A 23,946-nucleotide genomic window follows, 5' to 3' on the forward strand; every position below is an offset into this window, starting at 1 on the left:
CCTCCGCAAACTACGCTGCTCGACCACCCGGATTACCAGCCTCGTCCAGGCCATCCTCACCCTTCATCTGACCTGTTCAGGGTGAAGATGGAAAAGGCTCACTGAGTGGACGTTAAGTCCGTTTCTGGTAGCGGCCTCGTCCGGGCTGGGTGAGGAAGCCTTGGCGGGTGAGGCGTCCGAGGCGGCTGCGAGTGATGTTGACAGCCGCCTCGTGGGTGGGCATGCCGAGGAGTTCATGCAGCTCACGGGCTCTGAATGCCCGGCCGGGGTGCTCGTTGAAAGCGTTCACGATGGCCTGGTAGGCGGTGGCCGTCTCGGGCGGTTCGGGTTCGTCTCCCGCCGGGGCGAGTCCGGCGATGACCTTCTGGGTGGTGGCCAGGTCCGCGAGGTGCGCTTCGGTCTCGGCCAGGGCGGCGGTCAAGTGCGCGATCTGCTCGCGTAGTTCACCGGCCCGGGCCGTCGTCTCGTCGTGCTGTGCCTGGAGGCCGGCCAGCAGTTCAATGACGTTCACGCGGCCAGCTCGAGGGTGTCGCGCCAGGTGGGACTCGGTGTGGTGAGGCGGCGGGTCATGTTCGCGATGGAGGCCCAGTAGACACGCGAGGCAGAGGTGTCGAGGCGGTGGTCGTACTCGCGGGCCAGGCGGCGGCGCAACATCAACGTGCCGTTGACCTGCTCCACGATCCACCGCTTGGGCTGCGGGACGAACCCTTTGCCCTGGTCTTCGGGGTTGCGGCGGACGACCTCGACGTCGATGTCCATCAACGCGCCGTGGATGACGACTTCGTCCTTGAAGCCCTGGTCCACCAGGGCCTTCTCCAGCCGCATCCCGCACCGCTCGGCAGCCTGGTCGAGCAGGGCCATGCCGGCCATGTTGTCGTGGGCGGAGGCGGCCAGCACCACGACGCCGATGACCAGCCCCAGCACGTCGACGGCCAGCCCCCGCTTGCGGCCCGACACCTTCTTGTGCGCGTCCAGCCCCGTCGTGGCCTTCGGGACACCCGCCGCGGCGCGGACGGACTGGGTGTCGAGGATCACGAGGGACGGGTCCTCTAACCGGCGGGCCCTCTCCCGCACTTGGCAGCGCAGAAGTTCCTGAATCCGCTGGTCGAGGCCGTCCTGGCGCCACAGGCCGAAGTAGTAGAACACCGCCGACCAGGCCGGTAGATCGTGCGGCAGGTACCGCCACTGGCAGCCCGTCCGGTTCTGGTAGAAGATCGCGTTCACGACCTCCCGCAGGTCGCAGGACCCGGGGTCCCCAGTAGCCGACCGGGCCACCCGGTCCTGCTCCCAGGCCGTGATCATCGGTTCGATCAACGCCCACTGCTCGTCCGACAAGTCGCTGAGGTACGGCTCTCTCTTCACGCCCCGCATCTCAACATGGACATGCCCAGAAGGCGGCCTGGATGGCGATCGGTACCACGATCGAGCGATCACGAACCGAGGAAGATCGGACTTAACGTCCACTGAGCTCAGTGTGTGCTTTCGGCAACCACTCTGCCCCGCGTGCCACGCGCACGATCACAGGCACCGAGGCCAGTCGGAACAGTGCATTCTCTCCAAAACGGATCAGTTCCGCGCCTCTGTCGTCGAGTCCGGCGGCCCGGCATGCGGCAGTCATGACCCGGACTGCCTCAGCCGACGTGAATACCCCGCCCGATCCCCGCGCAGTGTCAACCGCCATGCCCGTACCAGCTCCCCTAGTCTAGTCGCACGCGATCAACCGGCGCATGCTGACGGGCGACCAACCCGACGCACGCCGGACACGACCACGACCGTACCCATAGGTGCCGAATGGGGGCGAGGCCGCCCGAACAGCCGGAGCTGTCACAGGCTTGCGGTGAGGGTGGCACGTGAGATCGAGGCTGCAATTGATGACAGCGGCCAGCGGACCCGCTCCGGCGGCCCCTCGCGCTCCCGCGGCCGCGCTCAAGGCGCTGACCGAAGGGTCCCTGCCTGCATTGCCTGCCGTCCGAGCGTCGAGCTGGGCGTGTTGGGGTGGGCTGAACGGGCATTACATGCGACCGATTGAGCTATTGAAGGAGCAATATCGGGTGATAATTCCCTAATGTCTGCGTGTTGGCCGATCGGGGCGGGAGGCATGTGTCCGGTGGGTGTGCTGCCGGGTCGGCGACCGTTGCGGAGGTTCTCCGGTTGCGGCACGAACAGGTACGGGCCGCCTCGAACCTCACAGCAACGGAAGGATACAGGGCATGACGGATGTGCAGGAGCCGATGGGACTGCCGGTGGCCCGCAACGCGGCGGGCGGAGTGCAGCGCGCCGGGAGGTGGAGAGTGGCGGCCGTCCTGGCAGGCGCTGCGATGGCCTTGGGCGTTAGTCCGGCAGCAGCCGAAAATGCTGTTCCGATGCCCCCGACCCCCCCGAAGCAGCCTGTGAGGGTCCAGGGCACGGACTACCCCGGAGTCCCGGTGCCTTTCGTCGAGCGGGGGCAGACAGCCGCGGTCACGTTCGGCATCAAGGACAGCACTCCCGTCGGCTATGCTCACGGTTACCCCGCCATTACGAATAACTGGGAGATGATTTTCTACGCTCCGGATCACACAGCGTTTGCGGACGACACGCTGACCCCGGTGGGGGACGCGGTGGGCTCGTGGTCTTGCACGCGGCTTTCGAGCGGAAGCTTCATGCAATGCACCTCCACATATGCTGGGCCGCCGCCCCCGGTGACGGGGGCGCAGTGGCAGGTGAACCTCACGGTCCTCCCGGACGCGCCCAGCGACACCATGCTGACTGGTGGGTACGGCGTTCTTCAGGTTGCGTCTCCCGATCCCGATGCAAGCCCGCACTGGAACAGGTGGGATACACCGAACATGAGTCTGTCCGTCGGCACGTGCCCTGCTCAGCAGGGTTGATGCACGACGAAACGCCCCTTGCGTCTCCCCGAAGGGGAGACGCAAGACGGCACAAGTGAGGTTCCCCCGCTGCGCGAGAGGTGCTCGACCACCCGGATCAGCAAACTCGTCCAGGCCGTGCTCACCCTCCATCTGACGAGCTCAGAGTGAGGATGGAAAACGCTCACTGCCTGATGGGGATTCGGGGCGATAGCCGCTCGGTCCTCGGATACATCGCGGATCTGTTGAAGAGCCCATCCCGGGATTAGCCGTGCGTCTGCCATTCATGGATGATCTCACTCGCCAGGTATGAACACGGCCTTGGGAACTCGACCGAGAGCGTCCCTGAGCGCCGTCAGCCAGTGAAACGAAGACCGGGCAGCGGTGCTGGTGAACTCCTTCGCGTGAAGTCGTTGATGGCACCTGTGCTCATACTTTCTCTGCCGGGGTGCAATAGCCTCTAATTTACGGACGGGATGTGTGCAGCTCGATTTTGGCAGCATGGACGAACCGTGGTTCTTCCTCGCTGAATTGGCGAACGGCATCAAAGTAAGATTCGGTATGGGTAGGAGGTCGAGACTGCCATCCCTCTAGGAGAGCTTCAAACTCCTCGTGGTCCAGAGTGTCAGGTGGTAGTGCGCTCTCGGCTTCACGACAGGACCGCACTGCCGCTCGGGTGGCCGGGCTGCTTGGATCAACCGGTCCTGAGGGGTCACTGGAATAAACGTTCCTCAGGGCGCTGAGTGCCTCCAAGAGTCGTGCAGCAGTGGAGCTGACGTCTGGCAGCTCGGCGTCGAAAATTCGGCCAAGCTTGCCCCATGCTCTCTCGTAAATGGCTTGCTTGCGGAGATGGTACCCCGTAATCTCCGCAGCTCGGGCCATTCCTGCAGCGGGGGCGGCGACGCTATCAGGGCCCTCTAGCTCGATAATTGTTTGTGCTTCTTTGAGGGCTACGAGAGCATCCTCAAGGGAAGATTTCCCGGACCTGATGCTCTCTGCCGATAGAGCCTCTGTATTTTCCATGGCGAATCGCTCGCCCAGGTCCCTTACCCGATTTGCGCTAAGGAGGAAAGACGCGTAGGCCTCCCGTTGAGTACTGCGACGCCACTGCAGATGGGCTGCCTCCTCCCCGGCGCGAACAGCGTCCAACGCCGCGCGGTACGCAGATGCGGCTTGAGCCAGGCCCGCTTCGCTGGTTGCCTCCGCGGTACGCAGTGTGGCCCTCAACTGCCACCGGCCGATGAGCACGCTTGCAGGTATCCCGATCAACGTTACGGCGGCCGCGGACAGCGCACCTACCCCCTCAAGGTCCATGCAGGCTATGGTGCCGCAACTGACGGGCGGGGCTACATGGCACAGGTTGGTGGAGTGGCTTTGGGCAGCACGCCGCCGCGCGGAACGAAGGACTCCTGCCCGCACAGGTTGTCGGCCGGAGGCCTTCTGCGACATGCGGAGACCGACGACTGTCGTTAGAGAACCTCTAGCAACCGAGTGGCCGCGGTGGTGTTCGCACGGCTGACCTGGGAGAAGGCGGGCAAGGTCAATTACGTCGTCATTACGTTCACTGTCATGCGTCCGCTTTCGGCGACATCTGCCTGCACGTACAACAAGACCCCGCGTCCAGCGAAGTGGCTGGTCACGGGGTCTTTAGGCACCTACTAACAGGTGCCCCCGGCAGGATTCGAACCTGCGCACACGGCTCCGGAGGCCGTTGCTCTATCCCCTGAGCTACGGGGGCGTTCACCGCTTGGCGGCGACGGGTTGAACACTACCAGCTCTCGTGGGGTGGCTGTGAACAGGTATTTCCGGTGGCCGGCGGGGGTGGGGTCCCCCGCAGGGGGCGGAAGTGGGGAAAACCCGGACGCGGCGACGGTCGCGGACCTAACCTCGAGATGTGTCAGGCGTGTCCGGCCGGGTGCTTGTTGTCGACGACAACAAGGTCATCCGGCAGCTGATCAGGGTCAACCTCGAGCTGGAGGGCTTCGAGGTCGTGACCGCGGCCGATGGTGCCGAGTGTCTGGAAGTGGTGCACCGGGTCTGTCCGGATGTGATCACTCTGGACGTCGTGATGCCACGGCTCGACGGGCTGCGTACGGCCGCACGGCTGCGGGCGGACGCGCGTACGCGGCATCTGCCGCTCGCGATCATCAGTGCCTGTACGCAGTACGAGGTCGAGAACGGGCTCGCCGCCGGTGTGGACGCGTTCCTGGCCAAGCCCTTCGAGCCGGCCGAGCTGGTCAAGGTCGTACGGCAGCTGATGCACCGGGAGGCCCCGCCGTCCGCCGACGGCAACAGGCAGCCCGGACGAGCCGGTCGGGCGGCCGGTACGAGTCGCGGCTGAGCCGTGGCGGCAGGGGTGGGTACGCCCCTTCGCCCCGCCCCAGTGCGGTCGGCCCTATGCCGTCAGCCCCTCCGGCCCCGCCGCCCGCCGACAGCAAAGTCGCGGCTGCGGGGTAGGGGAGTACGCCCCTCGCCCCCCAGTGGCGTCTGCCCGCCCCGAGCACAGTCGCGCCCAGCCCCACCCCGGCCCCGCCGCACCCTCGCCGGGGTCCCGCTGCACGCCCGCCCCGGCACCCCGGCCCCGCCGCACCCCCATCCCCCGCCCCCCGGAGGGCCGACGCCCACATCCCGAAACCGATTACCCGCCCCCACCCCCCTCTCCCATACGCTGGTCCCGTGACCCCCGCAGAGCTCTCCCGTACCGTCGTGCGTGCCGTGCGCAGTGCCGTCGACGAGGGTGTGCTGTCCGTGGTCGTGCCCGATGACGTCAAGGTCGAGCGGCCTCGGCCGGGCGGGGGCGGGGACTACGCCAGTGCCGTCGCGCTGAAGCTCGCCGCCGCCTCCGGGCTGGCGCCCCGCGCCGTCGCCGAGGCGCTGCGCGGGCACCTCACCGGCGCCCCCGGGGTCGCGCGCGTCGACATCACCGGGCCCGGGTTCCTGAACTTCACCCTCGACGCCGGCCCCGCCGCCCACGACGAGCTCGTACGTCGGGTCCTCGCGCTCGGGCCGCGCTACGGGTACGGCGACTCCCTCGCCGGGCAGCACACCTCCTTCGCCCCCGTCGACGAGCCCCGCGCCCTCGCCGTCACCTCCGTGGTCGTCGAGCTGCTGCGCTCACAGGGCGCCACCGCCGAGATCACCCCGTACGGGAGCGAGCGGATCCACGTGCTGCCCGCCCACCTCCCGGAGGTCGGGCCCGACGCCGCCCGCTGGGCCTACCTCCGCGCCGCCGCCCACGACCGGCCCGCCCCCGCCGCCGAGCTCCTCGCCCAGCGCGACAGCAATTCGTACTTCCGGGTGCGGTACGCGTACACCCGCACCCGCGCCCTCACCCGCAACGCCCACGCCCTGGGCTTCACGAGCGCCCCGGGCGACCTCGGTATCCGCGAAGGCGCCCCCGGCGCACCGCATGCCACCCACCGCACCCCGAATCGCGCCCCCGGCGACCTCGGCCTCCCCGAAACCGCCCCCGGCGACACCGGTACCCCCGACACCGCCACCCCCCTCCTCACCCGCCTCACCGACCACCCCGACGTCCTCCTCCGCGCCGCCCACCTCGCCGCCCCCGACCGCGTCGCCCGGCAGCTCGAAGGGGTGGCCGATGCCGTTCTCGACTTTCAGCACCGTGTGCTGCCGCTCGGGGACGAGAAACCCTTGGCCGCCCACCGTGCCCGGCTCGCGCTCGCCGAAGCCGCCGGGGCGGTGCTGGCCGGTGGCCTGTCCCTGTTCGGCATCGACGCCCCTGAATTCCTGTGAACTCGTGAGAGTCGTAAGAGTTGTGAGAGTGACAGCATGAGCCGTTCCGCACACCCCGCCGGGCCCCGTCACGCCGACGTCCTTCCCGAAGGGCACTACTCGGCCCCGCCCGCCGACCTCAACTTCCTTGATCCGAAGGTCTGGTCGCAGACCGTCGGGCGGAACACCGACGGAATCGCGACCGTCGCCGGGCGCGATGTCGCCTCGCTCGCCGAGGAGTTCGGCACTCCTGCCTACTTCCTCGACGAAGCCGACTTCCGCGCCCGCTGCCGCGCCTGGGCCGACGCCTTCGGCAAGGATGCGGATGTTTTCTATGCCGGGAAGGCCTTCCTTTCGCGTGCCGTCGTCCGGTGGCTCCACGAAGAAGGGCTCAACCTCGACGTCTGCTCCGGCACCGAGCTCGCCACCGCCCTCTCCGCCGGAATGCCCGCCGAGCGCATCGCCTTCCACGGCAACAACAAGTCCGAGGACGAGATCCGGCGGGCCGTCGAGGTCGGTGTCGGGCGCATCGTCCTCGACTCCTTCCAGGAGATCGTCCGCGTCGCCCACATCGCCCAGAGCCTCGGCAAGCGCCAGCGCGTCCAGATCCGTGTGACCGTGGGCGTCGAGGCGCACACCCATGAGTTCATCGCCACCGCTCATGAAGATCAGAAGTTTGGTATCGCCCTTGCTGGGGGGCAGGCCGCCGAGGCCGTGCGGCGCGCCCTCAAGCTCGATGGGCTTGAGCTCATCGGGATCCACTCCCACATCGGGTCCCAGATCTTCGACATGGCGGGGTTCGAAGTCTCCGCCCGGCGGGTGGTGCAGCTGCTCGCCGACGTGCGCGACGAGCACGGTGTCGAGCTGCCCGAGATCGACCTCGGTGGCGGGCTCGGCATCGCGTACACCTCCGACGACGACCCCCGCGAGCCGCACGAGATCGCCAAGGCGCTCAACGAGATCGTCACCCGCGAGTGCGAGGCCGCCGGGCTGCGTACGCCGCGCATCTCCGTCGAGCCGGGGCGCGCGATCGTCGGGCCCAGCGCCTTCACGCTGTACGAAGTCGGGACGATCAAGCCGCTGGAGGGCCTGCGGACGTACGTCAGCGTCGACGGCGGGATGTCCGACAACATCCGGACCGCCCTGTACGACGCCGAGTACTCCGTCGCGCTCGTCTCGCGCACCTCCGACGCCGAGCCGATGCTGGTACGGGTCGTGGGCAAGCACTGCGAGAGCGGCGACATCGTCGTGCGGGACGCGTTCCTGCCCGCCGACCTGGCGCCCGGCGACCTCATCGCGGTGCCCGCCACCGGGGCGTACTGCCGCTCCATGGCCAGCAACTACAACCACGCCCTGCGGCCGCCCGTCGTGGCCGTCCGCGACGGCGAGGCACGGGTCGTCGTACGGCGCGAGACCGAGGAAGATCTCCTGCGGCTCGACGTCGGATGATGAATAAATGAATAGATCGATGAATAAATAGTGGAATATGTGTCTCAGGATCCGGACGGGGGGGCGGAAACCTCCGTCCGGTGAGTGAGACTGGTCGGCATTCAAGCTGGTAGAAGGAAACGAGGTCGGATGATGCGTACGCGTCCGCTGAAGGTGGCGCTGCTGGGCTGTGGAGTGGTCGGCTCAGAGGTGGCGCGCATCATGACGACGCACGCCGACGACCTCACGGCGCGCATCGGCGCGCCCGTCGAGCTCGCCGGTGTCGCCGTACGCCGGCCCTCGAAGGTGCGCGAGGGCATCGACCCCGCCCTCGTCACCACCGACGCCACCGCCCTCGTCAAACGCGGCGACATCGACGTCATCATCGAGGTGATCGGCGGCATCGAGCCTGCTCGTACGCTCATCACCACCGCCTTCGAGCACGGCGCCTCCGTCGTCTCCGCCAACAAGGCGCTGCTCGCCCAGGACGGCGCCGCGCTGCACGCCGCCGCCACCGAGCACGGGCGGGATCTGTATTACGAGGCGGCGGTGGCGGGTGCCATTCCGCTCATCCGGCCGCTGCGCGAGTCGCTCGCCGGTGACAAGGTCAACCGGGTGCTCGGCATCGTCAACGGCACGACCAACTTCATCCTCGACAAGATGGACTCGACCGGCGCCGGGTACCAGGAGGCGCTCGACGAGGCCACCGCCCTGGGGTACGCGGAGGCCGACCCGACCGCCGACGTCGAGGGCTTCGACGCCGCCGCCAAGGCCGCCATCCTCGCCGGGATCGCCTTCCACACCCGGGTCCGCCTCGACGACGTCTACCGCGAGGGCATGACCGAGGTCACCGCAGCCGACTTCGCCTCGGCGAAGGAGATGGGCTGCACCATCAAGCTGCTCGCCATCTGCGAGCGCGCGGCCGACGGCGAGTCCGTGACCGCCCGGGTGCACCCCGCGATGATCCCGCTCGACCACCCGCTGGCCTCCGTGCGCGGCGCGTACAACGCGGTGTTCGTCGAGGCCGAGGCCGCCGGACAGCTGATGTTCTACGGGCCGGGCGCGGGCGGCGCGCCGACCGCCTCCGCGGTCCTGGGCGACCTGGTCGCGGTCTGCCGCAACAAGCTCGCCGAGTCCACCGGACCGGGTGAGTCCGCGTACACCCAGCTGCCCGTGAGCCCCATGGGCGACGTGGTGACGCGCTATCACATCAGCCTCGACGTGGCCGACAAACCGGGTGTGCTCGCCCAGGTGGCCACCGTCTTCGCCGAGCACGGGGTGTCCATCGACACCGTCCGCCAGCAGGGGAAGGACGGCGAGGCCTCCCTCGTCGTCGTCACCCACCGCGCGGCCGACGCGGCCCTCACCGGGACCGTGGACGTGCTGCGGGGGCTCGACACCGTGCGGGGTGTCGCCAGCATCATGCGTGTGGAAGGGGAGTAACGAGCAATGGCCCACCAGTGGCGCGGAATCATCGAGGAGTACCGGGACCGGCTCCCCGTCTCCGCTACGACCCCGGTCGTCACCCTCCGCGAGGGCGGCACGCCGCTCGTGCCCGCGCAGGTGCTCTCCGAGCGCACGGGCTGCGAGGTCCACCTCAAGGTCGAGGGCGCCAACCCGACCGGGTCCTTCAAGGACCGCGGGATGACGATGGCGATCACCCGGGCGAAGGAGGAGGGCGCGAAGGCGGTCATCTGCGCCTCCACCGGCAACACCTCCGCCTCCGCGGCCGCCTACGCGGTACGGGCCGGAATGGTCTGCGCCGTCCTGGTGCCGCAGGGCAAGATCGCGCTCGGCAAGATGGGCCAGGCGCTGGTGCACGGCGCGAAGATCCTCCAGGTGGACGGGAACTTCGACGACTGCCTCACGCTGGCCCGCGGCCTCTCCGACAACTACCCGGTGGCGCTGGTCAATTCGGTCAACCCGGTCCGCATCGAGGGCCAGAAGACCGCCGCGTTCGAGATCGTGGACATGCTCGGCGACGCGCCCGACATCCATGTGCTTCCCGTCGGCAACGCCGGCAACATCACGGCGTACTGGCGTGGTTACCGGGAGTACGCGGCCGACAAGCTGGCCACGCACACCCCCCGGATGTGGGGCTTCCAGGCCTCCGGCTCGGCGCCGATCGTGCGCGGCGAGGTGGTCAAGGACCCGTCGACGATCGCCACCGCGATTCGCATCGGCAACCCCGCGTCCTGGCAGTTCGCGGAGGCCGCGCGCGATGAATCGGGCGGTCTCATCGACGAGGTGACGGACCGTGAGATCCTGCGGGCCTACCGGCTGCTCGCCGCCCAGGAGGGCGTCTTCGTGGAGCCCGCGTCGGCCGCCTCGGTCGCCGGTCTGCTCAAAGCCGCCGAGCAGGGCCTGGTCGACCCCGGCCAGAGGATCGTGTGCACGGTCACCGGAAACGGCCTCAAGGACCCGGACTGGGCCGTCGCGGGCGCTCCGCAGCCGGTCACGGTCCCGGTGGACGCGGCGGCCGCGGCCGAGCGCCTCGGTCTGGCCTAGCCGAAACCCGTACAACGCCGTGCAACTCGGCACGTAGGGGCGCAGGGGGCTCGCGACACGCATCGTGCGCCTCCTGTGCGCCCTATGTCGCCACTGAACCTTCCTTCGATAGGCTGTACCCAACCCACCCCGCCGCATATGCCGCGGTGCAGTTGCCCCCGTGGCCGTCGGGTCTTGGGTACCTCTTCGAAAATCTCGCAGCAGTCTCACAAGGAGAGTCATCAGAGCGATGGCCGGTCCCGCATTCCGCGCCGCCGCCGTACGGGTGCGCGTCCCCGCCACCAGTGCCAACCTCGGCCCGGGCTTCGACTCCCTGGGCCTGTCACTGGGGCTGTACGACGACGTGGTCGTCCGCGTCGCCGACTCCGGCCTGCACATCGACATCGCGGGCGAGGGCGCCGAGACGCTGCCCCGCGACGAGAGCCACCTCCTCGTACGGTCGCTGCGCACCGCGTTCGACCTGCTCGGCGGGCAGCCGCGCGGCCTGGAGGTCGTCTGCGCCAACCGCATCCCGCACGGCCGGGGCCTGGGCTCCTCGTCGGCCGCCATCTGCGCCGGGATCGTCGCGGCGCGCGCGGTGACCATAGGCGGCGACGCCCGGCTCGACGACGCGGCGCTCCTGGAACTGGCCACCGAGATCGAGGGCCACCCCGACAACGTCGCGGCCTGTCTGCTCGGCGGGTTCACGCTCTCCTGGATGGAGGGCGGAGCCGCCCGGGCCATCAGGATGGACCCCGCCGATTCCGTCGTTCCGGTGGTCTTCGTGCCCGGGAAGCCGGTGCTGACGGAGACCGCGCGGGGACTGCTGCCGCGCACCGTCCCGCACGGGGACGCGGCGGCCAACGCCGGGCGTGCGGCGCTGCTCGTGGAGGCGCTGACCAGGCGCCCCGAGCTGCTGCTCCCGGCCACCGAGGACCGGCTCCACCAGGACTACCGGGCACCGGCGATGCCCGAGAGCGTGGCGCTGGTCAACCGACTGCGGGCGGACGGCGTCCCCGCGGTCATCTCCGGCGCGGGGCCCACGGTCCTGGCGCTGGTCGAGGACGGTGCGGCCGACAAGGTCGCACGGCTGGCGGGCGACGGGTGGGCCGCGAACCGGCTCCGCCTCGACGCCTCGGGCGCGAGCGTCCTGCCACTGGGGGCCTAGGGCCGTCAGGGCGGGACGCGCGGCTTGCCGGTGAACGAGAGGGGGAATGTTTGTTGGATCCGGTAGTGTTAACCTCAAGTCTGCATCGGTCGTCATTGTGGCGCGGTGCTTCGTGTCCCCTTCAGGGACCGCCATTCTTCCGGGAGCCTCCCAAACTGCCTGCGCAGCCTGCCTGAGCAGTTTCCGAGCACGCTCCGGAACCGGCTTGACACCCCCCGCTTTTCCCAGGGGGCCGAGTAGGGGAACTCGGGCCGGACCCCACGCACGTTTATCTCTCCGCCGTACGCGGCGGACCACCGCCCCGGCACGGTCAGTGACCCCAGGTCACGAGCCGCGTTCGGACAGCACAACCGGTCGCCGAGCCAGACAGGCCGACGTCCGCTCCAGGGAAGGACCCTTCGTGAGCGACACCACCGATCTGATGGGCGTGACTGCCGACACTTCTGTCGGCGACGCCGCGCCCGCCGCAGGTGCTGCCTCGGGCACCACCTCACGGCGCCGCCGCTCCGGCACCGGCCTCGACGGCATGGTCCTGGCCGAGCTGCAGCAGGTCGCGTCCGGCCTCGGCATCAGGGGCACCGCGCGGATGCGCAAGAGCCAGCTGATCGAGGTCATCAAGGAGGCGCAGTCCGGTTCCGGCTCCGCCGCCCAGGCCAAGGGCGCCGACGCGGCCGAGACCAAGCCCAAGCGCCGCGCCACCTCCAAGGCCCGTACGGGTGACGAGGCCGCCGAGAAGCCCGCCGCCCAGCAGCAGATCGAGATCCCCGGCCAGCCGGCAGGGGGCCCCTCCCGCGCGAGCGAAGCCGAGCGTGGGGGAGACGACCAGCCCGTGGGCGAGCGCCGTCGTCGGCGGGCCACCGCGGCCGCCGGATCGCCGGAGACCGCGACCGCCGTCGCCGAGCCGCAGACCGCCAAGGCCGAGGCCAAGGCGGACGTCCGGGCCGAGCAGAAGACCGACGCCCAGCCGGACGCCAAGGCCGCCGAGGCCGTCGACGGCGCCGAGGGCCGGCGCGACCGCCGGGACCGCGGCGAGCGGGGCGACCGCCAGGGCCGCCAGCGCGGCGACCGCGACCGCGGCGAGCGGGGTGAGCGCCGCGGCAAGGGCGACGACCAGCAGGGCCAGGGCGGCCAGCGCCAGCAGCGCCAGGGCGGCCAGGGCCAGCAGAACAACGGTCCCCAGGACGACAGTTACGACGACGAGGGCCGCCGCGGGCGTCGCGGCCGCTACCGGGACCGCCGCGGCCGCCGCGGTGGCCGGGACGAGTTCGGCGCCGAGCCGCAGGTCAACGACGACGACGTGCTGATCCCCGTCGCGGGCATCCTGGACATCCTCGACAACTACGCGTTCATCCGGACCTCCGGCTACCTGCCGGGCCCGAACGACGTGTACGTGTCGCTCGCCCAGGTCCGCAAGAACGGTCTGCGCAAGGGTGACCACGTCACCGGCGCGGTGCGTCAGCCGAAGGAGGGCGAGCGCCGCGAGAAGTTCAACGCGCTGGTCCGCCTGGACTCGGCGAACGGCATGGCGGCCGACTCCGGCCGGGGCCGTCCCGAGTTCAACAAGCTGACCCCGCTCTACCCGCAGGACCGCCTGCGCCTGGAGACCGACCCGGGCGTGCTGACCACGCGGATCATCGACCTCGTGTCGCCGATCGGCAAGGGCCAGCGCGGTCTGATCGTGGCCCCGCCGAAGACCGGCAAGACCATGATCATGCAGGCGATCGCCAACGCGATCACCCACAACAACCCCGAGTGCCACCTGATGGTCGTCCTGGTCGACGAGCGTCCGGAAGAGGTCACCGACATGCAGCGGTCGGTCAAGGGCGAGGTCATCTCCTCGACCTTCGACCGTCCCGCCGAGGACCACACCACCGTCGCCGAGCTGGCCATCGAGCGCGCCAAGCGCCTCGTGGAGCTGGGTCACGACGTGGTCGTGCTGCTTGACTCGATCACCCGTCTGGGCCGTGCGTACAACCTGGCGGCCCCGGCCTCCGGGCGCATCCTGTCCGGTGGTGTCGACTCGACCGCGCTCTACCCGCCGAAGCGCTTCTTCGGTGCCGCGCGCAACATCGAGGACGGCGGCTCGCTGACCATCCTCGCCACCGCGCTCGTGGAGACCGGCTCGCGCATGGACGAGGTGATCTTCGAGGAGTTCAAGGGCACCGGCAACATGGAGCTCAAGCTTGACCGCAAGCTCGCCGACAAGCGCATCTTCCCGGCGGTGGACGTCGACGCGTCCGGCACCCGCAAGGAAGAGATCCTGCTCGGCAGCGACGAGCTCGCGGTCGTCTGGAAGCTGCGCCGGGTGCTGCACGCGCTCGACCAGCAGCAGGCGATCGAGCTGCTCCTGGACAAGATGAAGCAGACGAAGTCGAACGCCGAGTTCCTGCTCCAGATCCAGAAGACCACCCCGGGCAACGGCAACGACTGACGTCACCGCCGTAGCCTGCGAGAACGCCCCCGGCACCTCGGTGCCGGGGGCGTTTTTCGTCCGTACGAGACCAATCCGGGCGTAGAGAGCTTCACCACAGGCCCAGGGCGTTCTTAAGGCGTTCTTAGAACCCTGTGCAACCCTTCTTGGTGCTTCTCCGTCTGACAAGTGTCGACAAACCGTGCCTGACAGACACGGCGGGGGGTACCAGGAGCGGCAGCGAGGACTGAGGAGACCATGGCCGAGCAGAGTGAGAGCGGCAGCGCCCGAATAACCGGCGGTGGCCGGGGACGGCGCCGCAAGCGCCCGACCACGGGCCGCCGCGCCGTGAAGATAGCGGCCTGGTCCGCGGCGGGCGTCGTGCTGGCCGGCGGGGCCGGCCTCGGGTACGTCTACTTCAAGCTGAACGGCAACATCAAGGGCGTCGACATCAACGCCCAGCTCGGCACCGACCGCCCGCAGGACGTCGACAACGGATCCATGGACATCCTGGTCCTGGGCTCCGACTCGCGGGCCGGCGCCAACAAGGAGTACGGCAAGGACGAGGGCGGTGCCCGCTCCGACACCGCGATGATCGTCCACGTCTACGAGGGCCACAAGAGCGCCAGCGTCGTCTCCGTCCCGCGCGACACCCTGGTCACCCGGCCGTCCTGCACCACCACGGACGGCAAGACGGACCCCGGTGGCAAGCGCCAGATGTTCAACACGGCGTACGAGGTCGGCGGCCCGGCCTGTGCGGTCAAGACGGTCGAGCAGATGTCCGGCATCCGGATGGACCACTACATCGAGGTCGACTTCACCGGCTTCAAGAAGCTCATCGACGAGCTCGGCGGGGTGCCCGTCACCACCGCGAAGCCGATCAAGGACACCAAGAGCCATCTGGACCTGCCGGCCGGAAAGCACACCCTCAACGGCGAGCAGGCGCTCGGCCTGGTGCGCACCCGGCACGGCGTGGGCGACGGCTCGGACCTCGGCCGCATCCAGCTCCAGCAGGCCTTCATCAAGGCGCTGATCGAGCGGGTCAAGGGCGTGGGCGTCTTCACCAGCCCCACCAAGCTGTACGGCCTCGCGGACGCCGCCACCAAGGCGATCACCACCGACTCCGACCTGAACTCGATCAACAAGCTGATCGGCTTCGGCAACGGGCTCAAGGGCCTGGGCGCCAACGACGTCCACATGGTCACCCTGCCGGTGATGTACGACCCGGCCGACCTCAACCGCGTACTGCCGCAGCAGGCCCAGGCCAAGCAGGTCTGGGACGCCCTGCTGAAGGACCAGCCGATCCCGGCCTCCGCCACCAAGGACTCGGCGGGTGACAAGGGTGACGCGGGCACCGTGGTCAGAACCGGCTGACCTGCGGTTTCGCCGAGCGGGACGAGCCGTGGAATAGATCGGGGCAGACCCCGGTTTTGGGAGATACGGCCAGTCCTGGCAGACTGGTACGTCGGCCCCGGTTCACGTGTGCGCATTCCCGCGCGGACGACCCGGAGCCCTCCCTGAACTAGGAGACACCTTGAAGCGCGACATCCACCCCGAGTACGTCGAGACGCAGGTCAGCTGCACCTGTGGCGCGTCGTTCACCACCCGTAGCACCCTGGCCGAGGGCACCATCCGTGCCGAGGTCTGCTCCGAGTGCCACCCGTTCTACACGGGCAAGCAGAAGATCCTCGACACCGGTGGCCGCGTGGCCCGCTTCGAGGCCCGCTTCGGCAAGGCTGCTGCCGCCAAGAAGTAGCGAGCCACTGCGCCGGTCTTCGGCCGCCCCCGTGCGGGGCGGCTGGGACCGGCGCTTTGCCGTCTGCCGCAGCCACTCAACGATTACCAGGAGCCCCCGATGTTCGAGGCGGTCGAGGAACTGATCGGCGAACACGCCGATCTGGAGAAGAAGCTCGCCGACCCTTCGGTCCACGCCGACCAGGCGAACGCGCGCAAGCTCAACAAGCGCTACGCCGAGCTGACGCCGATCGTCGGGACGTACCGCTCCTGGAAGCAGACGGGCGAGGACATCGAGACGGCCAAGGAGTTCGCGGCGGACGACCCCGACTTCGCGGCCGAGGTCAAGGAGCTGGAGAAGCAGCGCGAGGTGCTGACGGAGAAGCTGCGGCTGCTCCTGGTCCCGCGCGACCCCAGCGACGACAAGGACGTCCTCCTGGAGATCAAGGCGGGCGCGGGCGGCGACGAGTCGGCCCTGTTCGCCGGCGACCTGCTGCGGATGTATCTGCGGTACGCCGAGCGCGTCGGCTGGAAGACCGAGATCATCGACGCCACCGAGTCCGAGCTGGGCGGCTACAAGGACGTCCAGGTCGCGGTGAAGACCAAGGGCGGCAACGGCGCCACCGAGCCCGGCCAGGGCGTCTGGGCGCGGCTGAAGTACGAGGGCGGGGTGCACCGCGTGCAGCGCGTGCCCGCCACCGAGTCGCAGGGCCGCATCCACACCTCCGCCGCCGGCGTGCTCGTCACGCCCGAGGCCGAGGAGGTCGACGTCGAGATCAACATGAACGACCTGCGCATCGACGTGTACCGCTCGTCGGGTCCCGGCGGCCAGTCCGTCAACACCACCGACTCGGCCGTGCGCATCACGCACGTCCCGACCGGTGTGGTCGCCTCCTGCCAGAACGAGAAGAGCCAGCTCCAGAACAAGGAGCAGGCCATGCGCATCCTGCGCTCCCGGCTGCTCGCGGCCGCCCAGGAGAAGGCCGAGGCGGAGGCCGCCGACGCCCGGCGCAGCCAGGTGCGTACCGTGGACCGCTCCGAGAAGATCCGCACCTACAACTTCCCGGAGAACCGCATCTCGGACCACCGGGTCGGCTTCAAGGCGTACAACTTGGACCAGGTGCTCGACGGCGACCTGGACGCGATGATCCAGGCGTGCGTCGACGCCGACTCCGCCGCCAAGCTCGCCGCGGCGAGCTGACACCCGTAAGACACCCGGCACTTCCCCCGCCGCACGATGGGGCGGGGGAGGCCCATTGCAGCCCGGAGGACCAGCGTGCCGCAACATTCTGGGGGGCGAACCCCAGGCCCCCGCAGTGTGCTGCTCGCGGAGGTGGCCCAGGCCACCCAGCGGCTGGCCGACGCCGGCGTGCCCTCGCCGCGCTTCGACGCGGAGGAGCTCGCCGCGCACATCCACGGCGTCAAGCGGGGAGAGCTGCACCTGGTCAAGGACGCCGACTTCGACGCCCGGTACTGGGAGGCGATCGCCCGTCGTGAGGCGCGCGAGCCGCTCCAGCACATCACCGGGCGGGCGTTCTTCCGCTATCTGGAGCTCCAGGTCGGCCCCGGCGTCTTCGTGCCGCGCCCCGAGACCGAGTCGGTCGTCGGCTGGGCCATAGACGCCGTGCGCGCCATGGACGTGGTCGAGCCGCTCATCGTCGACCTGTGCACCGGCTCCGGCGCGATCGCCCTCGCCATGGCCCAGGAGGTGCCCCGCTCGCGGGTGCACGCCGTGGAGCTGTCCGAGGACGCGCTGGAGTGGACCCGCAAGAACGTCGAGGGCTCGCGCGTCGTGCTGCACCAGGGCGACGCCCTGACCGCGCTGCCCGAGCTGGACGGCCAGGTCGACCTGGTCATCTCCAACCCGCCGTACATCCCGCTCACCGAGTGGGAGTACGTCGCCCCCGAGGCCCGGGACCACGACCCCGAGCTCGCCCTCTTCTCCGGCGAGGACGGCCTCGACACGATCCGGGGCATCGAGCGCACCGCCCACCGGCTGCTGCGGCCCGGCGGCCTCGTCGTGATCGAGCACGCCGACACACAGGGCGGCCAGGTGCCGTGGATCTTCAACGAGGAGGCCGGCTGGGCGGACGCCGCCGACCACCCCGACCTGAACAACCGTCCGCGCTTCGCCACGGCCCGCAAGGCCCTGCCGTGACCGTCGTTACCCCCAACCGCTTCAAGACCGCGTACGTGTACGAGGAGGCCCCGTAAATGGCTCGGCGATACGACTGCAACGACGCGACCGACCGCACGACCGGTCTGCGCGAGGCCGCCTCCGCAGTGCGCCGCGGCGAGCTCGTCGTCCTCCCGACGGACACCGTCTACGGCATCGGCGCCGACGCGTTCAGCTCCGAGGCCGTCGCTTCCCTGCTGGACGCCAAGGGCCGCGGCCGCAACATGCCCACCCCCGTCCTGATCGGGTCCCCGAACACGCTGCACGGCCTGGTCACGGACTTCACCGAGCAGGCGTGGGAGCTCGTCGACGCGTTCTGGCCGGGCGCCCTGACGCTGGTCGCCAAGCACCAGCCGTCGCTCCAGTGGGACCTGGGCGACACCCGGGGCACGGTCGCGATCCGGATGCCGCTGCACCCGGTCGCCATCGAGCTGCTCACCGAGGTCGGCCCGATGGCCGTCTCCTCCGCCAACCTGACCGGGCACCCCTCGCCCGAGGACTGCGACGCCGCGCAGGGGATGCTCGGCGACGCCGTCTCGGTGTACCTGGACGGCGGCCCCACCCCGGGCATCGTCCCGTCGTCGATCGTCGACGTCACGGGCAAGGTGCCGGTGCTGCTGCGCGCGGGCGCGCTCGACGCCGACGAGCTGCGCAAGGTGGTACCCGACCTCGAGGTGGCGAATTGACAGCCCCTGAGACGGGGCGTGGCATAGGCACCGGGCTCACCGGCACCACCTTCCGCATCCTCCACGTCAGCACCGGCAACGTGTGCCGCTCGCCCATCACCGAGCGGCTGACCCGGCATGCCCTGACCGATCGCCTCGGCGACCCCTTCACGGGCGGCCTGATCGTGGAGAGCGCGGGCACCTGGGGCCACGAGGGCGCCCCGATGGAGGCCAACGCGGCGGCCGTCCTCGCCGACTTCGGCGCGGACGCCTCCGGCTTCACGGGGCGCGAGCTCCTGGACGAACACGTCATCACCGCGGACCTGGTCCTCACCGCCACCCGCGACCACCGCGCCCAGGTCATCTCCATGGGCCACTCGGCGGGCCTGCGCACCTTCACCCTGAAGGAGTTCACCCGCCTGGTCCGCGCCATAGACCCGGCCACCCTGCCGGACGCCTCGCAGGAGGGCATGGTCGAGCGCGCCCGCGCCCTGGTCCGCGCGGCCGCGGCCCTGCGCGGCTGGCTGCTGGCCCCGAGCGCCGAGGCGGACGAGGTGAACGACCCGTACGGCGCCCCGATCACGTTCTTCCGCTCGATCGGGGACGAGATCAACACGGCCCTCGAACCGGTCGTCACGGCTCTTACGGGTGTGCCCGCGCCGCACTGACGGGATTCCGTCGGGCGCCGGTGCACGCGTCGGCCTACATTGGATCTGACGCCTCACACCACCCCCTGTCAGGCCCGGAGACCCCGATGACGGTCACCACCGCAGCCGTGTCCGCTGCCCGCTCCACCGCCCCCGAAGGGGCGTTGGACGCCCTGCGGCGCCAGGATCCCGAGATCGCCGACGTGCTGCTCGGCGAGACGCGGCGGCAGGCCACCTCGCTCCAGCTCATCGCCGCCGAGAACTTCACCTCGCCCGCCGTGCTCGCGGCGCTCGGCTCCCCGCTCAGCAACAAGTACGCCGAGGGCTACCCCGGCGCCCGCCACCACGGCGGCTGCGAGATCGTGGACGTGGCCGAGCGGATCGCCGTGGACCGGGCCAGGGCGCTCTTCGGGGCCGAGCACGCCAACGTACAGCCGCACTCCGGCTCCTCGGCCGTGCTGGCGGCCTACGCGGCGCTGCTGCGCCCGGGTGACACGGTGCTCGCCATGGGGCTCCCGTACGGGGGACACCTCACCCACGGCTCGCCCGCCAACTTCTCCGGCCGGTGGTTCGACTTCGTCGGCTACGGCGTCGACCCGGAGACCGGCCTCATCGACTACGAGGAGGTCGCGGCCCTGGCCGAGCGCCGCCGCCCGAAGGCGATCGTCTGCGGCTCGATCTGCTACCCGCGCCATCCCGACTACGAGGCGTTCCGCGAGATCGCCGACTCGGTGGGCGCCTACCTCATCGCGGACGCGGCGCACCCGATGGGCCTGGTGGCCGGGGGAGCGGCGCCCAGCCCCGTCCCGTACGCCGACGTGGTCTGCGCGACCACCCACAAGGTGCTGCGCGGCCCGCGCGGCGGGCTGCTGCTGTGCGGCGGGGAGCTGGCGGCCCGGATCGACCGGGCGGTCTTCCCGTTCACCCAGGGCGGCGCCCAGATGCACACCATCGCGGCGAAGGCGGTCGCGTTCGGGGAGGCGGCGACCCCGGGGTTCACGGGGTACGCCCATCAGGTGGTCGCCAACGCGCGCGTGCTCGCGGCCGGGCTGGCCGCCGAGGGGTTCGGCGTGGTGACCGGCGGCACCGACACCCACCTCATCCTGGCCGACCCCGGCCCGCTGGGAGCCGACGGAAGGGCCGCCAGGGGCCGCCTGGCGGGCGCCGGGCTCGTCCTGGACACCTGTGCCCTGCCGTACGACGAAGCGCGCGGCATCCGGCTCGGTACGGCCGCGCTGACCACCCAGGGGATGGGCGAGGCGGAGATGGCGAGGATCGCGGTGCTGTTCTCGGCGGCGCTGCGCGGGGACGCCGAAGCGGGCGGTGGGGCGCACGCCGACGTCCGTGCCGAAGTGCGGGAGCTCGCGGGAAGATTTCCCCCGTATCCGCACTAGATGGGGTTGATATCCCCACTGGATGGGGTTGACTGCAACCATCTCGTGTACCCGCATGTCCTCAACCATGTGGGCGCGAAGCTAGTGTGTGGGGCTGAGATGGCCAGCGATACCTCTGGGGCAGCCCGTGCGTGAATACCTGCTGACGCTCTGCGTCACGGCCGCGGTGACCTACCTGCTCACCGGGCCGGTGCGGAAGTTCGCCATCGCGACCGGCGCGATGCCGGAGATCCGCGCCCGGGACGTGCACCGCGAACCGACGCCGCGGCTCGGCGGCATCGCCATGTTCGGCGGACTGTGCGCGGGCCTGCTCGTCGCCGACCACCTGGACAGCCTCAACGGCGTCTTCGAGCGCTCCAACGAACCGCGCGCGCTGCTCTCGGGCGCGGCCCTGATCTGGATCATCGGCGTCCTGGACGACAAGTTCGAGATCGACGCGCTGATCAAGCTGGGCGGTCAGATGATCGCCGCCGGTGTGATGGTCGTGCAGGGTCTGACGATCCTGTGGCTGCCCATCCCGGGCATCGGCGCGGTCTCGCTCACCTCCTGGCAGGGCACGCTGCTCACGGTCGCCCTGGTGGTGATCACCATCAACGCGGTGAACTTCGTGGACGGCCTGGACGGCCTCGCCGCGGGCATGGTCTGCATCGCCGCCGCGGCGTTCTTCATGTACGCGTACCGGATCTGGTTCGGGTACGGCATCGAGGCCGCGGCCCCGGCCACCCTCTTCGCCGCCATCCTGATGGGCATGTGCCTGGGCTTCCTGCCGCACAACATGCACCCCGCGCGGATCTTCATGGGCGACTCGGGCTCGATGCTGATCGGGCTCGTCCTCGCGGCCGGCGCCATCTCCATCACCGGCCAGGTCGACCCGGACGCGCTGCGGATGAACCTCAGCCTCAGCGGCAGCGAGCGCGAGGCCACCCACGCGATGCTCCCGGTGTTCATCCCGCTGCTGATGCCGCTGACCATCATCGCGATCCCGATGGCCGACCTGGTGCTGGCGATCGTGCGGCGCACCTGGAAGGGCCAGTCGCCGTTCGCGGCCGACCGCGGGCACCTGCACCACCGGCTCCTGGAGATCGGCCACTCGCACAGCCGCGCGGTGCTGATCATGTACTTCTGGGCGGCCCTGATCGCCTTCGGGACGCTGGCGTACTCGGTGCACTCGGCGTCGATGTGGATCGTCTTCGTCATCGTCGCGCTGAGCGCGGTCGGTCTGGTCCTGCTGCTGCTCCCGCGCTTCACCCCGCGCGCCCCGCGCTGGGCCGAGGCGTTCGTCCCGCCGCGCTACCGGCGCCGTACGCGGCTCGCCGCGGCGGCCGCGGCCGCGGAGGGCACCGAGGAGTGGGACGGGGCCGAGGAGGAGCGCACACCGGTCGGCGCGGGCGTCTCAGGCGTCAACGGGGCGACCGCCGTCGGCCCCCGTTCGCGCTTCCCCGACCGGCGGAAGACCGGCGCGTCGCGCTGACGAATTGCCGCACCGGGCCCTAATACCAGACAAGTTGCCGTCCGTTCTGCACATGCGCGCACGTTCACTCTCATGTGTGACGGGCAGCACACCATCATGGTAAAGACCTCATCAAATAGTTTGTGATACGGTTCACGAGACCCGGCAACAGAGCCGAAGGACCGTAGTGCGACGGCCCATTGGCCCGAGGGATCCCCTCGGCCGGGGCCTACGCTCGTCCATGACGACACCCTGCCCCCACCCAGTAAGCGGAGCTGCCGCCATGCCGTCCAACGACGCCCGCACCCTCCTTCGGACCGCCCTACCCACCGCTGCCGCCGGCGTCATCGCCGTCGCGGTCAGCGCCGGGGTCGCGGGCGGCAAGGGGGCCATCGGCGCCGCCATCGCGACGGTCGTGGTCATCGGCTTCATGGGCATCGGGCTGCTCGTCCTGGAACGTACGGCGAAAAGCCTGCCCCACCTGTTCCAGGCCATGGGGCTGATGCTGTACACGGCTCAGTTGCTGTTGCTCTTGATCTTCGTCGCGGTCTTCAAGGACACGACGCTGTTCAACCCCAAGGCGTTCGCCGCCACGCTCGTCGCGCTGACCCTCGTCTGGATCGGCATGCAGGCACGTGCGCACATGAAGGCCAAGATCCTTTACGTCGAGCCGGATTCGGAGGCTCACAAGCCCACGAAATCCGGGTCTTCGTCGTGAAAGGTAGGGGCGGAATAAATGCGAGTTCGAGACCCTGCTATCGTCCGGTGCCAACTGCGGCACTGCGGGCGCGGGCATCTGAGCTGACGCCTGCTCGATCGCGAGGCTTGATGCCCGACCGCCGCCCCATCATCCGTAACACCAGTCCAGTGCCGAACCGCGGCTGCGCGCCGCGCCGACACAACGAGGTTGCCGTACCTATGCGCCACGCTGAAGGAGCCCGCGGTGAGTGCTGACCAGACCCAGCTCGCCTTCGACTGGAACTGCCGCATCCTGTCCGACAACGGCTGTGGCTTTCCGGCTCCGGGCCTGCACTCCTTCCTCTTCAAGCCGCTCTTCACCGTCGGTGGCTACGAGTTCAACAAGGTGATGCTGCTCGCGCTCGTCACCACCCTGCTCATCATCGGCTTCTTCTGGGTGGCCTTCGGCCAGGCCAAGGTGGTCCCGGGCAAGCTCCAGATGGTCGGCGAGGCCGGCTACGACTTCGTGCGCCGCAACATCGTGTACGAGACGCTGGGCAAGCGGGAGGGCGAGAAGTACGTCCCGCTGATGGTCTCGCTGTTCTTCTTCATCTGGATCATGAACGTCTGGTCCGTGATCCCGCTGGCGCAGTTCCCGGTCTCCTCGGTCATCGCCTTCCCGATGGTGCTCGCGGGTCTCGTCTGGGTCCTCTGGGTCAGCGTGACCTTCAAGCGCCACGGCTTCGTCGGCGGCCTGAAGAACATCACGGGCTACGACAAGAGCCTCGGTGCGGTACTGCCGCTGGTGATGGTGATCGAGTTCCTGTCGAACCTGTTCGTCCGGCCGTTCACGCACGCCGTGCGACTCTTCGCCAACATGTTCGCCGGCCACCTGATGCTGGTCATGTTCACGGTCGCGTCCTGGTACCTGATGAACAGCTACATGATTCCGGCCGCCGGAGTCTCGTTCGTCATGACCATCGTCATGATCCTCTTCGAGCTTTTCGTGCAGGCGGTGCAGGCGTACGTCTTCGTGCTCCTCGCCTGCTCGTACCTCCAGGGCGCTCTGGCCGAGCACCACTGAGCCCTGGCCCGCCCCGCAAAACCCCTAGTCGTCCGGTGGCC

The 23,946-nt window shown here is 69.5% G+C and carries 19 protein-coding genes, 1 tRNA gene and 1 pseudogene; 18 read left to right on the top strand and 3 right to left on the bottom strand.

All coding sequences use genetic code 11. The annotated features are described in order from the left end of the window. A pseudogene (locus tag IE252_RS20175) lies at positions 1-85 on the top strand (IS5/IS1182 family transposase); the annotation flags it as partial. Positions 86-112: 27 nt separating this feature from the next. On the opposite strand, the gene IE252_RS20180 reads toward IE252_RS20175, so the two are convergent. From IE252_RS20180 to IE252_RS20190, 3 genes are all read right to left on the bottom strand, one after another. Further along, entirely contained in the window at positions 113-511 is a 399-nt protein-coding gene (locus IE252_RS20180) for a hypothetical protein (protein ID WP_190090856.1), read from the bottom strand. Continuing rightward, complete coding sequence (locus IE252_RS20185; RefSeq protein WP_373298581.1) at positions 508-1,362, bottom strand: IS5 family transposase; 855 nt, start codon at positions 1,360-1,362, stop codon at positions 508-510. Before IE252_RS20185 ends, IE252_RS20180 begins: the two co-directional genes overlap by 4 nt. A gap of 3,153 nt (positions 1,363-4,515) precedes the next feature. Continuing rightward, positions 4,516-4,587, bottom strand: a tRNA-Arg gene (locus IE252_RS20190). Positions 4,588-4,743: 156 nt separating this feature from the next. Here IE252_RS20190 and IE252_RS20195 point away from each other — a divergent pair. The 17 genes from IE252_RS20195 (at position 4,744) to atpB (ending at position 23,905) form a co-directional block, all read left to right on the top strand. After that, positions 4,744-5,190: a response regulator gene (locus tag IE252_RS20195; protein ID WP_190090858.1), complete on the top strand. Its 447-nt coding sequence runs from the start codon at positions 4,744-4,746 to the stop codon at positions 5,188-5,190. A gap of 335 nt (positions 5,191-5,525) precedes the next feature. Then, the gene (nrtL, locus tag IE252_RS20200; RefSeq protein WP_190090859.1) at positions 5,526-6,605 is read left to right on the top strand and encodes an ArgS-related anticodon-binding protein NrtL; all 1,080 of its coding nucleotides are present in this window, start codon (positions 5,526-5,528) and stop codon (positions 6,603-6,605) included. A gap of 36 nt (positions 6,606-6,641) precedes the next feature. After that, entirely contained in the window at positions 6,642-8,033 is a 1,392-nt protein-coding gene (lysA, locus tag IE252_RS20205; RefSeq protein ID WP_190090860.1) for a diaminopimelate decarboxylase, read from the top strand. 132 nt (positions 8,034-8,165) lie between these two features. After that, positions 8,166-9,455 (top strand): homoserine dehydrogenase, encoded by a 1,290-nt coding sequence (locus IE252_RS20210; RefSeq protein WP_190091100.1) that lies wholly within the window; start codon positions 8,166-8,168, stop codon positions 9,453-9,455. Positions 9,456-9,461: 6 nt separating this feature from the next. After that, positions 9,462-10,520, top strand: a complete 1,059-nt coding sequence (thrC, locus tag IE252_RS20215; RefSeq protein ID WP_190090861.1) for a threonine synthase — start codon at positions 9,462-9,464, stop codon at positions 10,518-10,520. A 229-nt stretch (positions 10,521-10,749) separates the two neighbouring features. Continuing rightward, the gene (gene thrB / locus IE252_RS20220) at positions 10,750-11,667 is read left to right on the top strand and encodes a homoserine kinase (RefSeq protein WP_190090862.1); all 918 of its coding nucleotides are present in this window, start codon (positions 10,750-10,752) and stop codon (positions 11,665-11,667) included. 400 nt (positions 11,668-12,067) lie between these two features. Next, positions 12,068-14,098 carry a transcription termination factor Rho gene (rho, locus tag IE252_RS20225; RefSeq protein ID WP_190090863.1) on the top strand — a complete coding sequence of 677 codons (2,031 nt, stop codon included), beginning with the start codon at positions 12,068-12,070 and terminating at the stop codon, positions 14,096-14,098. Between the two features lie 237 nt (positions 14,099-14,335). Continuing rightward, the gene (locus tag IE252_RS20230; protein WP_190090864.1) at positions 14,336-15,451 is read left to right on the top strand and encodes an LCP family protein; all 1,116 of its coding nucleotides are present in this window, start codon (positions 14,336-14,338) and stop codon (positions 15,449-15,451) included. Between the two features lie 160 nt (positions 15,452-15,611). Further along, on the top strand, positions 15,612-15,833 hold the full coding sequence (rpmE, locus tag IE252_RS20235) for a 50S ribosomal protein L31 (RefSeq protein WP_101390144.1): 222 nt from the start codon (positions 15,612-15,614) through the stop codon (positions 15,831-15,833). A 99-nt stretch (positions 15,834-15,932) separates the two neighbouring features. Continuing rightward, complete coding sequence (prfA, locus tag IE252_RS20240) at positions 15,933-17,012, top strand: peptide chain release factor 1 (protein ID WP_190090865.1); 1,080 nt, start codon at positions 15,933-15,935, stop codon at positions 17,010-17,012. Positions 17,013-17,087: 75 nt separating this feature from the next. Next, positions 17,088-17,969, top strand: a complete 882-nt coding sequence (prmC, locus tag IE252_RS20245) for a peptide chain release factor N(5)-glutamine methyltransferase (protein ID WP_190090866.1) — start codon at positions 17,088-17,090, stop codon at positions 17,967-17,969. 56 nt (positions 17,970-18,025) lie between these two features. Further along, positions 18,026-18,673, top strand: a complete 648-nt coding sequence (locus IE252_RS20250; protein WP_101390147.1) for an L-threonylcarbamoyladenylate synthase — start codon at positions 18,026-18,028, stop codon at positions 18,671-18,673. Next, positions 18,670-19,320 (top strand): arsenate reductase/protein-tyrosine-phosphatase family protein, encoded by a 651-nt coding sequence (locus IE252_RS20255; protein WP_190090867.1) that lies wholly within the window; start codon positions 18,670-18,672, stop codon positions 19,318-19,320. The genes IE252_RS20250 and IE252_RS20255 overlap by 4 nt, the downstream gene beginning before the upstream one ends. Before the next feature lie 86 nt (positions 19,321-19,406). Beyond that, entirely contained in the window at positions 19,407-20,693 is a 1,287-nt protein-coding gene (glyA, locus tag IE252_RS20260) for a serine hydroxymethyltransferase (RefSeq protein ID WP_190090868.1), read from the top strand. 115 nt (positions 20,694-20,808) lie between these two features. Beyond that, positions 20,809-22,164: an MraY family glycosyltransferase gene (locus tag IE252_RS20265; protein WP_190091101.1), complete on the top strand. Its 1,356-nt coding sequence runs from the start codon at positions 20,809-20,811 to the stop codon at positions 22,162-22,164. A 262-nt stretch (positions 22,165-22,426) separates the two neighbouring features. Further along, positions 22,427-22,861, top strand: coding sequence for a Cg1360 family ATP-synthase-associated protein (locus IE252_RS20270; RefSeq protein ID WP_190090869.1), 435 nt, complete (start codon positions 22,427-22,429; stop codon positions 22,859-22,861). A gap of 225 nt (positions 22,862-23,086) precedes the next feature. Next, the gene (gene atpB / locus IE252_RS20275) at positions 23,087-23,905 is read left to right on the top strand and encodes a F0F1 ATP synthase subunit A (protein ID WP_506417291.1); all 819 of its coding nucleotides are present in this window, start codon (positions 23,087-23,089) and stop codon (positions 23,903-23,905) included. Positions 23,906-23,946: the final 41 nt, after the last annotated feature.

Source organism: Streptomyces melanogenes, assembly GCF_014649795.1.
Classification (GTDB): domain Bacteria; phylum Actinomycetota; class Actinomycetes; order Streptomycetales; family Streptomycetaceae; genus Streptomyces; species Streptomyces noboritoensis.